The 12683-nt window shown below is 64.0% G+C and carries 15 protein-coding genes and 1 pseudogene; 5 read left to right on the top strand and 11 right to left on the bottom strand.

All coding sequences use genetic code 11. The annotated features are described in order from the left end of the window. Positions 1–27 precede the first annotated feature (27 nt). Positions 28–1277: pseudogene (locus D3242_RS09570) on the top strand (glycoside hydrolase family 5 protein). 15 nt (positions 1278–1292) lie between these two features. On the opposite strand, the gene D3242_RS09565 reads toward D3242_RS09570, so the two are convergent. From D3242_RS09565 to D3242_RS09530, 8 genes are all read right to left on the bottom strand, one after another. Beyond that, positions 1293–2189 (bottom strand): metallophosphoesterase, encoded by an 897-nt coding sequence (locus D3242_RS09565; protein WP_064981229.1) that lies wholly within the window; start codon positions 2187–2189, stop codon positions 1293–1295. Positions 2190–2348: 159 nt separating this feature from the next. After that, on the bottom strand, positions 2349–3386 hold the full coding sequence (gene ruvB, locus D3242_RS09560; protein ID WP_010912034.1) for a Holliday junction branch migration DNA helicase RuvB: 1038 nt from the start codon (positions 3384–3386) through the stop codon (positions 2349–2351). A gap of 43 nt (positions 3387–3429) precedes the next feature. After that, positions 3430–4050, bottom strand: a complete 621-nt coding sequence (gene ruvA, locus D3242_RS09555; RefSeq protein ID WP_038650268.1) for a Holliday junction branch migration protein RuvA — start codon at positions 4048–4050, stop codon at positions 3430–3432. Positions 4051–4077: 27 nt separating this feature from the next. Continuing rightward, positions 4078–4497: a type II toxin-antitoxin system VapC family toxin gene (locus D3242_RS09550; protein WP_064981231.1), complete on the bottom strand. Its 420-nt coding sequence runs from the start codon at positions 4495–4497 to the stop codon at positions 4078–4080. Continuing rightward, positions 4475–4744 (bottom strand): AbrB/MazE/SpoVT family DNA-binding domain-containing protein, encoded by a 270-nt coding sequence (locus D3242_RS09545; protein WP_019861745.1) that lies wholly within the window; start codon positions 4742–4744, stop codon positions 4475–4477. Before D3242_RS09545 ends, D3242_RS09550 begins: the two co-directional genes overlap by 23 nt. Positions 4745–4800: 56 nt before the next feature. Beyond that, entirely contained in the window at positions 4801–5310 is a 510-nt protein-coding gene (gene ruvC / locus D3242_RS09540; RefSeq protein ID WP_010912038.1) for a crossover junction endodeoxyribonuclease RuvC, read from the bottom strand. A 93-nt stretch (positions 5311–5403) separates the two neighbouring features. Then, positions 5404–5937, bottom strand: a complete 534-nt coding sequence (gene rcdA / locus D3242_RS09535) for a protease adaptor protein RcdA (RefSeq protein WP_019861747.1) — start codon at positions 5935–5937, stop codon at positions 5404–5406. Between the two features lie 377 nt (positions 5938–6314). Beyond that, positions 6315–6695 (bottom strand): hypothetical protein, encoded by a 381-nt coding sequence (locus tag D3242_RS09530; protein ID WP_019861748.1) that lies wholly within the window; start codon positions 6693–6695, stop codon positions 6315–6317. A gap of 329 nt (positions 6696–7024) precedes the next feature. Here D3242_RS09530 and D3242_RS09525 point away from each other — a divergent pair, with 329 nt between their 5' ends. Then, positions 7025–7576, top strand: coding sequence for a DUF2269 family protein (locus D3242_RS09525; RefSeq protein WP_038650278.1), 552 nt, complete (start codon positions 7025–7027; stop codon positions 7574–7576). A gap of 42 nt (positions 7577–7618) precedes the next feature. On the opposite strand, the gene D3242_RS09520 is transcribed toward D3242_RS09525, so the two are convergent. The 3 genes from D3242_RS09520 to D3242_RS09510 all read right to left on the bottom strand — a co-directional run bounded on the left by D3242_RS09520 (position 7619) and on the right by D3242_RS09510 (position 9774). Then, positions 7619–8389: a sulfite exporter TauE/SafE family protein gene (locus D3242_RS09520; RefSeq protein WP_064981233.1), complete on the bottom strand. Its 771-nt coding sequence runs from the start codon at positions 8387–8389 to the stop codon at positions 7619–7621. Positions 8390–8504: 115 nt separating this feature from the next. After that, positions 8505–9233, bottom strand: a complete 729-nt coding sequence (locus D3242_RS09515) for a class I SAM-dependent methyltransferase (protein ID WP_064981235.1) — start codon at positions 9231–9233, stop codon at positions 8505–8507. Positions 9234–9315: 82 nt separating this feature from the next. Then, positions 9316–9774: an Lrp/AsnC family transcriptional regulator gene (locus tag D3242_RS09510; protein WP_064981237.1), complete on the bottom strand. Its 459-nt coding sequence runs from the start codon at positions 9772–9774 to the stop codon at positions 9316–9318. 133 nt (positions 9775–9907) lie between these two features. Between D3242_RS09510 and D3242_RS09505 the strand changes: the two genes are divergently transcribed. The 3 genes from D3242_RS09505 (at position 9908) to D3242_RS09495 (ending at position 12636) form a co-directional block, all read left to right on the top strand. After that, on the top strand, positions 9908–10813 hold the full coding sequence (locus D3242_RS09505) for a DMT family transporter (protein ID WP_064981238.1): 906 nt from the start codon (positions 9908–9910) through the stop codon (positions 10811–10813). Positions 10814–10946: 133 nt separating this feature from the next. Continuing rightward, the gene (locus D3242_RS09500; RefSeq protein ID WP_027047496.1) at positions 10947–11594 is read left to right on the top strand and encodes a thiamine phosphate synthase; all 648 of its coding nucleotides are present in this window, start codon (positions 10947–10949) and stop codon (positions 11592–11594) included. A 46-nt stretch (positions 11595–11640) separates the two neighbouring features. Next, positions 11641–12636 (top strand): tetratricopeptide repeat protein, encoded by a 996-nt coding sequence (locus D3242_RS09495; protein WP_080643835.1) that lies wholly within the window; start codon positions 11641–11643, stop codon positions 12634–12636. Positions 12637–12683: the final 47 nt, after the last annotated feature.

Raw genomic sequence — 12683 nt, 5'->3', positions numbered from 1 at the left:
CCTGTTCTCCGCGCGACAAAGCATCGGATGGCACCGTTGACGGCGATGATCAAGAGTTTGATGGCGGCGCTGCTGGTGCTCATGGCCTTGGTGCTGCCTGGCCAGGCAGCGACTTTCACGATGAAGCGCGGCCTCAATCTCGACCAGTGGGTCACCTGGCCCGGCGAGGATCAATGGGGCGACGCCAGGACCATACTGCCCTATCCGGAATGGCGCAAATTCCTTGGAGATGACGATCTCAGAGCGCTCAAGGAAGCAGGCTTCGATTTCCTGCGTATGCCGGTAGACCCGTCGCCTTTCCTGTCCGACCAGACAACGGCGCTGCGCCATGACCTCTATGCCAGCGTGCTGGACTCGGTGCGCATGATCAACCGTGCGGCCTGAAGGTGATCGTCGACATGCACCTGATCCCGGCCGGCGGCCGCCGCAAGATCGGCATGGCGCAGGTGATGGATGATCCGCGGACCTTTGACCGCTACGTCGACATGGTGCGCAAGATGGCCCGCACCCTGGCCGGCGAAGATCCGGGCCAAGTCGCCTTCGAGCTTATGAACGAACCGATCGTCGACTGCGACAGCGACGGCACCAGCCTGTGGCCGGACCGCCAGCGCGAATTGTTCGCCGCGGCACGATCGTCGGCTGGGAAACTGACGCTGGTGCTGACCGGAGCCTGCTATTCCGCCGCCTCGTCCCTGGAGAAGATCGATCCCAAGGCGATCCCCGACGACAATGTCATCTGGACCTTCCACTCCTACGATCCGTTCCTGCTCACCCACCAGGGCGCGACCTGGGCCGGCGACTTTATCCCCTATGTGACCGGCCTGCCCTATCCGCTTGATGCCGTGCCGAATGCGCAGCTCGACGTGGCGCTCGACACCATCCGCGCCCGGATCAAGGCCGAGGCGCCGTGGACGCGGCAGAGCGGGCTGCTTGCCTATCTCGACGAACAGGTCGCCCGCATGGACAGCCCCGACAAGCTGCTCGGCCTGATGGACGCGCCGTTCAAAAGGGTCGAGGCATGGGCGAAGGCCAACGGCATCAAGCCCGAAAACATCACGCTGGGCGAGTTCGGCATGATCCGCCAGGAATACGGCAACGCCTATGTGATGCCGGCGCCGTACCGCGCCGCTTACGTCAAGGACATGATCGCCAGGGCCGAGGCGCATGGTTTCTCATGGTCGGTGTGGAGTTATGGCGGCGCCTTCGGCATCGTCGATGCCTTCAATAGTGACAAGGTCGAGCCGGATGTGATGGACGTGATCCGCTCGCTTCACTGAGAGCCGTTGTTCAGATCAGCCGAGGTCGATCTGCAGGATCTCCGGCCGCACGCCGAAGCGCACCGGCATGATGCTGAAGCCGAGCCCACCTGAGACGATCAAATTGCGGTCGTTCTCGACGACGTGGCCATAGGCGTAGCGGTTGCCGAAACGCGACGGCACGACAGGCGAATAGCCGAACAATCGCACCTGCCCGCCATGGGTGTGGCCCGACAGGGTCAGCGAAACCCGCGACGGGACGGTCGGAAAAATATCAGGCTCGTGGGCGAGCAGGATGATCGGCGCGGTGTCGCCAACCTTGGCCAGCGTGCCGTCGAGATCGTCGAGCCCCCTGAACCCGTCGCCCTTCCTGGCCGGCAGCAACGCCAGCTGATCGGCCAGGCCGGCGATCCAGACACTATGGCCATCCTTCTCCAGGCGAACGACATCGTTCTCCAGCACCGGGATGCCGACCTTTTCCAGCGCCTTGCGCGCAATGGTCGGGCCGGCTCCGGCGCGCTGCGCGAAACCATCGTTCCACCAATCGTGATTGCCGAGGATCGACAGCACGCCGAGCGGCGCCTTGAGGCCCGACAGCGCGGACGCCCATTGCGATGGCGTCACCGGCCCCGTCACCAGCGGCATGCCGGCAATATAGTCGCCCAGCAGCACGATGAGGTCCGGCTGCAGTGCATTGGCGTCTTCGGCGAGCGAAGCAATCCGTTCCTGCGTCATCCAGGGTCGGCAGGCATGGATATCGGCGAGCGCCACAACCCGCAGCTTCAGGCCATCAGGCCAGTGCGGCGGCGTCAGCGCGTAGCGCTTCACATGGGTCAAGAGCATCGGCTCGATGCCGACCGCATAGGCGCCGAGCGCGGCAGCCGTCAGGAACGACCCGCCGATGAAGCGCAGGAACCCGCGTCTGGTGATCATGGACTGGCTCCCGGCCCCTCGATCGCAGCGGTTGCCCGCACGCGTCCGATAAAATCCACGATTACGCCGGCAAATCGGCGAAGACGCGCAGATTTTGCGCAAGACGGGTCACATATCCTTGATCGATGGTCTGGGAACCCGCGCCTGAACGGTTGGGGGCTATTCTTCCTGGAACAGGTTGATCTGCTGCTGCGCCAAATCCTTCGGCGCATCGAGGCCGAGATGGCGCCAGGCATTGGCCGTCAGCATGCGGCCGCGCGGCGTGCGCTGGATGAAACCCTGCTGGATCAGATAGGGCTCGATGATGTCCTCGATGGCGTCGCGCGGCTCGGACAGCCCAGCGGCGATCGTCTCGATGCCGACCGGACCGCCACCGAAATTGCGGGCGATCATCGAGAGATAGCGGCGGTCGAGCGCATCGAGCCCGAGCGCGTCGACCTCCAGCCGGGTCAATGCCTCGTCGGCGATCAGGCGATCGACATGGCCGTCGCCGGCGACCGAGGCGAAGTCGCGCACGCGGCGCAACAGCCGCCCCGCGATGCGCGGTGTGCCGCGCGCGCGCCGCGCGATTTCCAGCGCGCCGTCGTCGCCGAGCGGCATTTGCAGGATGCGCGCGCCGCGCCGCACGATCTGCTCCAATTCCTCGACCGTATAGAAGTTGAGCCGCACCGGAATGCCGAACCGGTCGCGCAGCGGATTGGTGAGCAGGCCAAGCCGCGTGGTGGCGGCTACGAGCGTGAAACGGGCGAGGTCGATCTTGACCGAACGCGCCGCCGGCCCCTCCCCGATGATCAGGTCGAGTTGGAAATCCTCCATTGCCGGATAGAGGATTTCCTCCACCGCCGGGTTCAGCCGATGGATCTCGTCGATGAACAGCACGTCGCCTTCTTCGAGATTGGTCAGCAGTGCCGCGAGATCGCCGGCCTTGGCGATGACCGGTCCGGAGGTCGAGCGGAAATTGACGCCGAGTTCACGCGCCATGATCTGCGCCAGCGTCGTCTTGCCCAGCCCCGGCGGTCCGACGAACAGCACATGGTCGAGCGCCTCGTTGCGGCCCTTGGCGGCCTCGATGAAGACTTTGAGATTGGCCCGCACCGCCGCCTGGCCGACAAAGTCGGCGAGCGTCTGCGGCCGCAAGGTCTGATCGGCATCCTCGCCGCGTTTTTCCGGCGCAATGAGACGGGGCGACAGGCTCATACTGTCTTCCTTGCATATGGCAAGAGGAGGGACAAGCGAGCCCTCACCGCGCCAGTTCCTTCAGCCCGAAGCGGATCAGCTTCGAGGCATCCGCGTCCTCGCCTGCCGTCTTCAGTGCCGCGGCGACCGCATTGGCGGCGGTGTCGCGCGAATAGCCGAGATTGACCAGTGCCGAGACCGCGTCGGTGATCGGGGCCGGGGCGACACCTTCACCGAGTTCCTGCTTCAGGCCGATGGTGCCGGAGGCGGCGCCCGCATAGGCGGGCGCCTTGTTCTTCAATTCGGTGACGATGCGCTCGGCCACCTTCTTGCCGACGCCAGGCGCGCGGGAAACCATGGCGATGTCGCGCAGCGCGATCGCATTGGCGAGGTCGGCCGGCGCCAGCGTCGACAGGATGGCCAGCGCCACCTTGGCGCCGACACCCGGCACATTGTTCATCAGCAACCGAAACCACTCCCGCTCAAGCTGCGACTGGAAACCATAGAGGCGCAGCATATCCTCGCGCACATAGGTCTCGATGAACAGCACCACCGCTTCGCCGGGCGAAGGCAGCGCTGCCAGCGTGCGCGCCGAGCAATAGGCGACATAGCCGACGCCGTGGATGTCGACGAGGCAATGATCCTCGTCGATCTCGTCCAGCGTGCCCTTGAGCTTGCCTATCATGCCGGGTCTTTCATGGAAGATGGGCCCTCATGGGTGGGTTTCCGGAGAAATGATGTCGAGGTCGGGAAAGTAACTGCGATAACGCGCGGCGTCGCGGGTCAAAAGACGATGCCCGGCAACGGTTGCATGAGCGCCGATAAAGAAATCAGGCAAGGTCCTTTCCCTGATGCCACCGGCCCGGCGATAGCGGGAATGCGTGGCGCCGGCAAGGAATGCCGCGTCCCAGGGCACAAGTTCGCGATCCATCTCCAGCATGGCGACGGCTTTTCGAAGTGCGGCCTCTGTCGCGATCAGCGGTGCTAACTCGGACCAGATGATCGAATTGACGACCAACGCACCGTCGCGGCGGCAGAAGGCGATCGCCGATGCCGACCATTCTTTCATCGGCCCGGCTGGTCCCCAAACGTCGATCAGGACATTTGTGTCAATCAACGTCGAGATCTTCACGCGGCCCCCTCAACCACTCCATGTATTGGTCGGTGGTCATGCCCCCCAGGTCCAACGTCCCCTCCATCCGGTCGAGGACATCTTGGAGCCTGCGCAATTTCTCCTCCTCGGAGAGGTTCTCGTTGACGGCAACCAGCTGAACGCCCCCGTCGGTGGCCACGAACTCAACCTCGGAACCCGGACCGATGCCCAGATGGTCCCTTATCGGCTTGGGGATTGTCACTTGCCCCTTGGTGGTGACGCGCATGGTAATACCTCCAAGGTATTACTTATCCGCTCAACGTGAACAAGTCAAGAACATCGCTAGCCGGCAAGCGCCATCCGGTAGGCGGCGCTCTGGCGGTGATGCGCGTGGCAAATCGCGATGGCCAGCGCGTCGGCGGCGTGTTCGGTATCGAAGGTCGCTTTCGGCAGCAGCACCTTCACCATCATGTGGATCTGCTTCTTGTCGCCATGGCCGACGCCGATGACCGCCTTCTTCACCGCATTGGGCGCGTATTCGGCGACGACAAGGCCGGCACGCGCCGGCACTAGCATGGCGATGCCGCGCGCCTGGCCGAGCTTCAGCGTCGCCACGGCATCCTTGTTGACGAAAGTCTGTTCGACGGCCGCCTCATGCGGCATTGCCGCATGCAGGACTTCGGCGAGCCCGTCATGCAATTGGCAGAGCCGCGTCGCCAGCGCCGCCTTGTCCTCGGAGCGCACGGTGCCGGACGCGACGAAGCGCAAGGAATTGCCGAGGCTCTCGACGATGCCCCAGCCGGTGCGTCTGAGCCCCGGATCGATGCCGATGATGCGAATCGCGTCCCCCATCCGGTCACTTTACCTCCGGGGGACAGCGATGCCAGCGAAATGTGAACAAACCGGAAACGGAGGCCTGTCGAGCTGGAAATATTCCGAAGCCGCTCAGTTGCGGGCGAACGCCGTGTTGAGCAGGCTGATCTGGTCGGAAACCGGATTGGGCCGGCGGCCAATGGGCTGCATGTCGGCTACCGCGCCGGCGCCGTAGATCTCGTCGTCCATGCGGCGCACCAATGCCTGCAGGCGAAGCGAGCGGTTGACCAGGTCGAGGAACTCCTCGGGCAGTTCGGCCCAGCCGGCGGCTTCGTCATGCGCGGAAGCGGTATCGAGGCGCACCTTGGACTTTTCCGAAGCGACCTGGTCGCGGGTCATCTCGCCGGAATTGGCCGCGCGCTGCAAAAGCAACCAGGAGGCAACCTGCATCAGCCTGGTCGTCAGCCGCATCGATTCGGCCGCGTAGAGCGTGGCCGCCAGGCGCGACAGCTTCTTGGCCTCGGCACGGCCCTTGCCGTCGAGATACTCGGCCGCCTGTTCGACCAGCCCCATGCCTTCCTGGTAGAGCGGTTTGAAGGAATGCGAAAAAACCCGGCGCTCCGCCAGTTTGACGGTTTTCGCACTGCCCTTCGAAGGCTCGTTCATTGATACGCCCCTGCACTTGCAACCGGCCGATTCGGTTCACTGCCGATACACCCGGCACCCTATCTGACTGAAGCTTGAAAATGCGCTTCGCCGGGGGTGAAGGCAAGCACATGTTTAACAGAAGGTTAACAGCGGACCGACACCCGGCGTGCCACCGGAATGCGGACAAAAAAAGAGCCGCGGATAAGGCGGCTCTCAGGAGTTTAACAGGGAGGCGTCAAACAAAGTGGCTCCAACCACTCGGTAAGAATCCAGATCACTGGATGCGCATAGTAAACGCCTGTAAAGCTTAATGAACCTTTAACGGCACCGATGTTTTTTGACCGAACGCCCCATTCCTGTGCCGTAACAGCACAGACCCGAAGCTCGCTTCAGGCTCAGGCTTTCTTCCAGACCACCGGCAAAGCGATGAAGGCAAACAGCAGCATGCCGGCATAGAAGCCGATCGAGGCTATCCCCAGCAGCGGTTCTATTGCGGGCGTGCCGGCAAGCAGAATGAAGAGGCCGATCATGAGCCCAATTCCGCTGATCGCGGTCAGCCAGAAGTGTACGACGGCGATCGTCTTTAGCCCGACCGTAGGAAACAAATGGTAGAAGAAGGCAAAGACCGCCGACATCAGCCAGCCTGCCACCATAATGTGAGCGTGAGTCGGCATCTGGCCATGGTCTTCGCTGATCGCCATATGGATGCCGAGCGCCATGCCGCACAGCGCATAGATGATGGCCAGCGTGAAGAAATTGCGTGCTACCCCTTGCATAATGTTCCCCCTCATTGCCTCTTCCCGTTGCGGGAATGGGTTGATCGTCCGGCGTCTGCTGTCGCCACCGGGCTCCCGGCCTCGGCGCACTAGCATCGGTACTGTTTCCAGACGATGTCGCGCTCCCCCTGACGCATCCGACAATAGCAGAAAATGAAGCCGCGCATCGGTGGTTGTCGAGAATCAGCGCTGATCGAAAACCGCCGAAACAAAAGCTGTTTTTCCGCGACATCGTGCCGAAACAGGCATTACGCTAAACGCCCGCTCCTCTGACGGCTGGTGCATATCCGCCCGGCTGCGAACAACAAGAAATGTCCCAGGAGCAAACAATGGACTGGTATTCAATCGTCAAATTCCTTCACGTCGTCTCAGCCATTTTGTGGGTCGGCGGCGGCTTCGTATTGTTCCTCCTCGGCGTGCTTGCCGAGCGCGCCGGCAACATCGAGGACAAGTTGCAGGCGATGCGCGCCAGCGGTCAGTTGGGTGGCCTTTTCTTCGCACCGATGTCGATGCTGACCTTGCTCTTCGGCCTCATCATGTGCGGCTTCTGGGTCGGCTTCTCCGACCTGTGGATCATCATCGGCCTGGCAGGCTACGCCACGACCTTCTCGATCGGCATGCTCATCTTCAAGCCGACCGGCGAGCGCATGGGCGCGATGATCGCCAAGGAGGGCGTGACACCTTCCGTGCTTGCCATTGGCCAGCGCATGATGAGCGCGGCTCGCTTCGACTATGCGGTGATGCTGGTGATCGTCGCCGACATGGTGCTCAAGCCGACCACGCATGACATCGGCATCCTCGCCGGCATGGTACTGGTCCTGGTGGTCGGCGCCACGCTGGCCTTCGGCGGAAGCCGCCGGCTGGTGGAAAGCGCCGCCTGATCTCCCTGACGGTGAGAGCGGCCGAACAGCCGCCTCGCCTGTCTACATCAGGCCGGCGAGGCCGTCCCACAAAAGCTTCAGTGCCACGACCGCCACGGTCGCGTAGGTGAAGGGATAAAAAATCTCCGGCCGCATGCGCCGCACCAGCCACGCGCCGGCGATAGTCGAAAGCGGCGCCAGCGGCATCAGCACGGCCGACGCCGTCAGGTTGGCGGTGTCGAACTGGCCGAGCGCGAAATAGGGTATGAGCTTCAGCGCATTGGTCGCGGCAAAGAAGATCGCGGCCGTGCCCGACAGGACCTTGGGGTCGAGCCGGATCGGCAGCGCATAGACCTGGAAGGGCGGGCCGCCGACATGGGCGACGAAGCTGGTGAAGCCGGCGACCGTCCCCCAGATCGCGGCAGCCACGCGGTTGGGTTCGGCGGCGTGGTCGGCGCCATGGCGGAACTGCAGATAGAGCCAGCGCAGCACGAAGATGATGGCGACGGCACCGACGATCAGCCGCACCGCTTCCTCGGTGACCAAGGCCGCCGTCAACCAGCCAATGCCGATGCCGATGACGGCGCCCGGCATCATGTCGACCAGCATCTTGCGGTCATAGACGCCCCACCACGTCCAAACCGAGACGATGTCCATCAGGCACAGGATTGGCAGCAGGATGGCGGCCGCCTGCACCGGCGGCATGGTCAGCGCCATCAGCGGCACGCCGACGAAACCGACAGCGCCGCCAAACCCGCCCTTGGACAGGCCGACCAGAATGACCGCCGGAATGGCAGCCGCGTAGAACCACGGATCGAGAAGCAGGCCTGACATGGGGAGGGACTGGTCTGGAGGGAAGGCGTCATCGCCTGAATAGCCGAGAATTGCGCTTTGGGCGACTGTAAATGCGGGCCGGTTGCCGAACACCTGCCAATGTCCGGCTCGTGCCTTATCGCCGGGCCGAGACCAGCAGGAACATCGGCCGTTCCAGCTCTTCCGCGAGTTCCGGCTTGGCCATGATCTGCGCGTCTGTCGGACAGAACTCCTCGACATGCTCGATCGCGAAACCGGTCCGGATCAGCGCGTTCAGCGTCGTGCCGATGGTGCGATGATGTTTCACCACGCCCTTGGCCAGCCAGTCGGTCTTGCGCGGGCCCTCCACCAGATAGCGGTCGACAGGCCATGTCCTTCGGCCTTCGGCATCGACCGCCCAGCCCGGCCTGGTCGGAGCCATGTAGATCGGATGCTCCGTCGAGAAGACGAAATGGCCGCCGGCCGACAGCGCCTGATGCACCGTCCCGAACAGCCGCGCGACATCCTTGACATAATGCAGCGCAAGCGAGCTGTAGGCGAGACCGAAGCTGTCTTGCGGCAGGTCGAGCTTGTCGAGGTCGGCCCGTTCATAGGTGATGCCGGTGTCCGGGCCGGCGGCCCTCGCCCGGGCCAGCATCTTCTCCGACAGGTCCAGCCCCAGGACATGGCTCGCCCCATGCTCGTGCGCCCAGCGGCAGAACCAGCCGAAACCGCAGCCGAGGTCGACGATCCGCAAGCCGCCCACTTGAGGCAGCATGGCGCACAGCGCCGGCCATTCGGCGGCGCCTTCCAGGCCGTCGATCGACCGGCCAAGCTGGCTGTAGCCCGGGAAGAAATCCGGCTGGTCGTAGATATTCTGCGCCATGTCTACCTCGTCTCTCAGCCAATCATCCGGCGGGCTGACATTTAGTGGACTGGTCGCGCCTGTCCACCACAGCCATGTGGAGTCAAGACGACGGGGCCGACCGCGCCCCGAGCGGCGGCGGCCGCCGCCGGATCGGCTGCGCCTTGATGATGGCGGTGCTGGTCTCGGCCTTGTCGGCGATGCGGTCGAGAATGCCGTCGAGGTCGCCGATCGAGCGCACGAACAGCCGGGCGACGAAACAGTCGTCACCCGTCACCTTGTCGCATTCGCCGAACTCGGCGATCTCCTCGATCAGCTTCTGGACGATGTGCAGCTTGCCCGGCAAAGGCCGGATACGCACGATCGCCTGCAGCGTATAGCCGAGCGCCAGCGGATCGATTTCGACGGTGAACGCCCGGATGACGCCGCGCTCCTCGAGCCGCCGCAGCCGCTCCGAAACACTTGGCGACGACAGCCCGACCTGGGCGGCCAGCTCCTTCAGCGAGGTCCGCGCATCCCTGACCAGGATTTCGAGGAGATTTCGGTCGAGATCGTCAAGCATTTCAGATTTCTCACAAATTCGTGGCAGGAACCTAATATAATTAGGTCATGCCTCCATACAGCCTTTCCAATCAGATGGAAAGCGCCCAACCCGCATGAGATTATGCCGCCTCAAAATGGGCTCAGAGGTTATCATGAACGATACGGTACGTGGCACGGTCGAAATGTCGGCCGCAATGGCCATCCTCGGGACGATCGGATGGTTCGTCGTCATGTCCGGCCAGCCGATCATGGATGTGGTGTTCTGGCGCTGCGCGTTCGGCGCGGTGACGCTGCTGATCATCTGCGCTTGCCTGGGATTGTTGCGCGGCAGGCTGCCGCCGCGCGTCATCGGCCTCGCCGCGCTTGGCGGCGCGGCCATCGTCATCAACTGGCTGCTCCTGTTCAGCGCCTTCTCCCGCGCGTCGATCTCGATTGCCACCGCCGTCTACAACACCCAGCCCTTCATGCTGGTCGGCTTCGGTGCACTCTTCTTCGCCGAACGGCTGACGCTGACCAAGCTGACATGGCTGGCAATAGCCTTTGCCGGCATGGTGCTCATCGTCGAGGCCACGCCTGATGCCGGCGATGTCGGCACCAACTATTTTGCCGGCATCGTCATGGCGCTGGCCGCGGCCTTCTTCTGGGCCGTCGCGGCCATCGTCACCAAGAAGCTCAAGGGCACGCCGCCGCACCTGATCGCGCTGATACAGGTCTGCGTCGGCGTCGTCATGCTGGCGCCCTTCGCCCATCTCTCGCGTCTTCCCGCCGACCCGTGGAGCTGGGCGATGCTGGCGACGCTCGGCATCGTCCACACCGGCCTGATGTACATATTGATGTACGGCGCCATCCAGAAGCTGCCGACGCATCTGCAGGGATCGCTGTCCTTCATCTATCCGGTGGTCGCCATCCTGGTCGATGTCGTGGCTTTCGGCCATCGGCTGCATCTCAGCCAGGTCGCCGGCGCCGCCGCCATTCTGGTGGCTGCCGCCGGCATGAACCTCGGCTGGTCCTTGTGGAAATCGAAACCGGTCACCGCGAGCCCTGAGCCGGTCAAGTAGGGCAGGCACGCCTGCCGCCCCGCGGTCAGGAAACGCGATCCCGACTGCCCGCCTGTTCAAAGCGGGCAGTTTGCTCTATGCCGCAATGCAACCATCTTCGCCCGGCATAGGCGAAATCCGGGATCGAAGAACCATGAACGACGCCACACCCCCAAATCGTTGCCGCATCGTGCTGATCGCGCCGCCCGGCGTGCCGGCCGCCCGCATCGCCACCGCATTCGACGGCGGCGACGTCGCCTCGCTGATCCTGCCCGAAAACGGCATGGACGAGGCTTCCTTCCAGGCCTTTGCCGAACAGATTGTGCCGACGGCGCAGGCCGCGGGCGTGGCCGTGATCATCGCCGGCGATACCCGCATCGCCGGCCGTGTCCAGGCCGACGGCATCCATGTCGAGACATCCAAGGCCGAACTCGCCGAAACGATCGAACATTTCCAGGCGAAGATGATGGTCGGCGCCGGCGGTGCCAAGAAGCGCGACGACGCGCTCGAGCTTGGTGAGGTCAGGCCCGACTACATCTTCTTCGGCCGCTTCGGCTACGACAACAAGCCGGAGCCGCATCCGCGCAACCTGTCGCTGGGCGAGTGGTGGGCGCAGATGATCCAGATCCCCTGCATCGTCATGGCCGGATCCGATCTGGCTTCCGTCGAGGACGTGGCCGCCACCGGCGCCGAGTTCGTCGCGCTGTCGAGCGCGGTGTTCGCCGAGGGCGTCGATCCGAAAACCGCCGTGGCCCGTGCCAACGCATTGCTCGACGAAACCGCGCCGCGCTTCGAGGACTGATGTGGCTCCGGTAAGGTTTCCCCTTCAGGCCTTGCTTGCAGCGGTCATGATCCAGGCCGCCGCCGCCGAAACCGTACCCCAGCCGCAGCCCAAGCCTGAAACCGGCGTGCACACCGACAAGCCGATCGAAAAGCAGCTGCCGCAGCCCGCCACCACGGCGGAGCCGGCACCGCTGCCCTCGGTCGACAGCATCAATCCCGACCGCTTCGGCGCCAAGCCGGCGGACGCAGCCTATGGCGCTTTCCAGCGCGGGCTCTACAAAACGGCCTATAATCTGGCGCTGACTCGCGCCCAGAACGGCGACCCGGCGGCGCAGACATTGGTGGCCGAGATCCTGTCGCGCGGGCTAGGCGTGCCGCTGAATGCGGCGGAAGCCTCGAAATGGTATGCGCTTGCCGCCGAACAGGGTGTGCCTGAGGCGCAGTTCCAGTATGCGCTGATGCTGCTCGACGGCCGTTACGTCAAGAAGGATCCGAAAGAGGCCTACGCCCTGATGCAGGCCGCCGCCGAAGCCGGCAACCAGCTGGCGCAGTTCAATTTCGCGCAGATGCTGGTCCAGCAGGATCCCGGCGACGCGGGCCTGACCAAGGCGGTTTCCTATTATGAGCGCGCCGCCGCGACCGGCCTCGCCGACGCGCAATACGCCATGTCCCAGATCTATGCCAACGGCGTCGGCGGCAAGCCGCGCGACGACGCGCAGGCGAGACGCTTTCTCGCGCAGGCCGCGCGGCAGAACTACGACACCGCGCAGATCGATCTCGCCGCCTGGATGATCGAGGGCCGCGGCGGCGCCCGCGACCTGAAATCGGCTTTCGGCTGGACGAAGCAGGCAGCCGAGGGCGGCAACGTCGCGGCGCAGAACCGGCTGGCAAAACTCTACATGCAAGGCATCGGTACAGACCCGGACCTGGTGCTCGCCGGCGCCTGGTACGTCGTCGCCCGCCGCGCCGGTCTCATCGATCCCGACATGGACGATTTCCTGCAGGGCCTGAGCGACGACCAGACCAAGCAGGCCCTGCAGAAGGCAAACCGCCTGCCCTGATGGCGGCAGGTGCGATCGCCCGGCGCCGGGTCCATTGCTGCCCGCTC

It is taken from the genome of Mesorhizobium jarvisii (assembly GCF_003601985.1).
Classification (GTDB): Bacteria; Pseudomonadota; Alphaproteobacteria; order Rhizobiales; family Rhizobiaceae; genus Mesorhizobium; species Mesorhizobium jarvisii.
This window is presented reverse-complemented; position numbering and strand designations above follow the sequence as displayed.

Bases quoted from the DNA above. Each gene is read 5' to 3' on its own strand.
- D3242_RS09565 (WP_064981229.1), bottom strand. From the start codon at position 2,189: ATGATCACCAGACGCGGGTTCCTGCGCTTCATCGGCGGGTCGTTCCTG.
- ruvB (WP_010912034.1), bottom strand. From the start codon at position 3,386: ATGAGCCTGTCGCCCCGTCTCATTGCGCCGGAAAAACGCGGCGAGGAT.
- ruvA (WP_038650268.1), bottom strand. From the start codon at position 4,050: ATGATAGGCAAGCTCAAGGGCACGCTGGACGAGATCGACGAGGATCAT.
- D3242_RS09545 (WP_019861745.1), bottom strand. From the start codon at position 4,744: ATGCGCGTCACCACCAAGGGGCAAGTGACAATCCCCAAGCCGATAAGG.
- ruvC (WP_010912038.1), bottom strand. From the start codon at position 5,310: ATGGGGGACGCGATTCGCATCATCGGCATCGATCCGGGGCTCAGACGC.
- rcdA (WP_019861747.1), bottom strand. From the start codon at position 5,937: ATGAACGAGCCTTCGAAGGGCAGTGCGAAAACCGTCAAACTGGCGGAG.
- D3242_RS09530 (WP_019861748.1), bottom strand. From the start codon at position 6,695: ATGCAAGGGGTAGCACGCAATTTCTTCACGCTGGCCATCATCTATGCG.
- D3242_RS09525 (WP_038650278.1), top strand. From the start codon at position 7,025: ATGGACTGGTATTCAATCGTCAAATTCCTTCACGTCGTCTCAGCCATT.
- D3242_RS09520 (WP_064981233.1), bottom strand. From the start codon at position 8,389: ATGTCAGGCCTGCTTCTCGATCCGTGGTTCTACGCGGCTGCCATTCCG.
- D3242_RS09515 (WP_064981235.1), bottom strand. From the start codon at position 9,233: ATGGCGCAGAATATCTACGACCAGCCGGATTTCTTCCCGGGCTACAGC.
- D3242_RS09510 (WP_064981237.1), bottom strand. From the start codon at position 9,774: ATGCTTGACGATCTCGACCGAAATCTCCTCGAAATCCTGGTCAGGGAT.
- D3242_RS09505 (WP_064981238.1), top strand. From the start codon at position 9,908: ATGAACGATACGGTACGTGGCACGGTCGAAATGTCGGCCGCAATGGCC.
- D3242_RS09500 (WP_027047496.1), top strand. From the start codon at position 10,947: ATGAACGACGCCACACCCCCAAATCGTTGCCGCATCGTGCTGATCGCG.
- D3242_RS09495 (WP_080643835.1), top strand. From the start codon at position 11,641: ATGATCCAGGCCGCCGCCGCCGAAACCGTACCCCAGCCGCAGCCCAAG.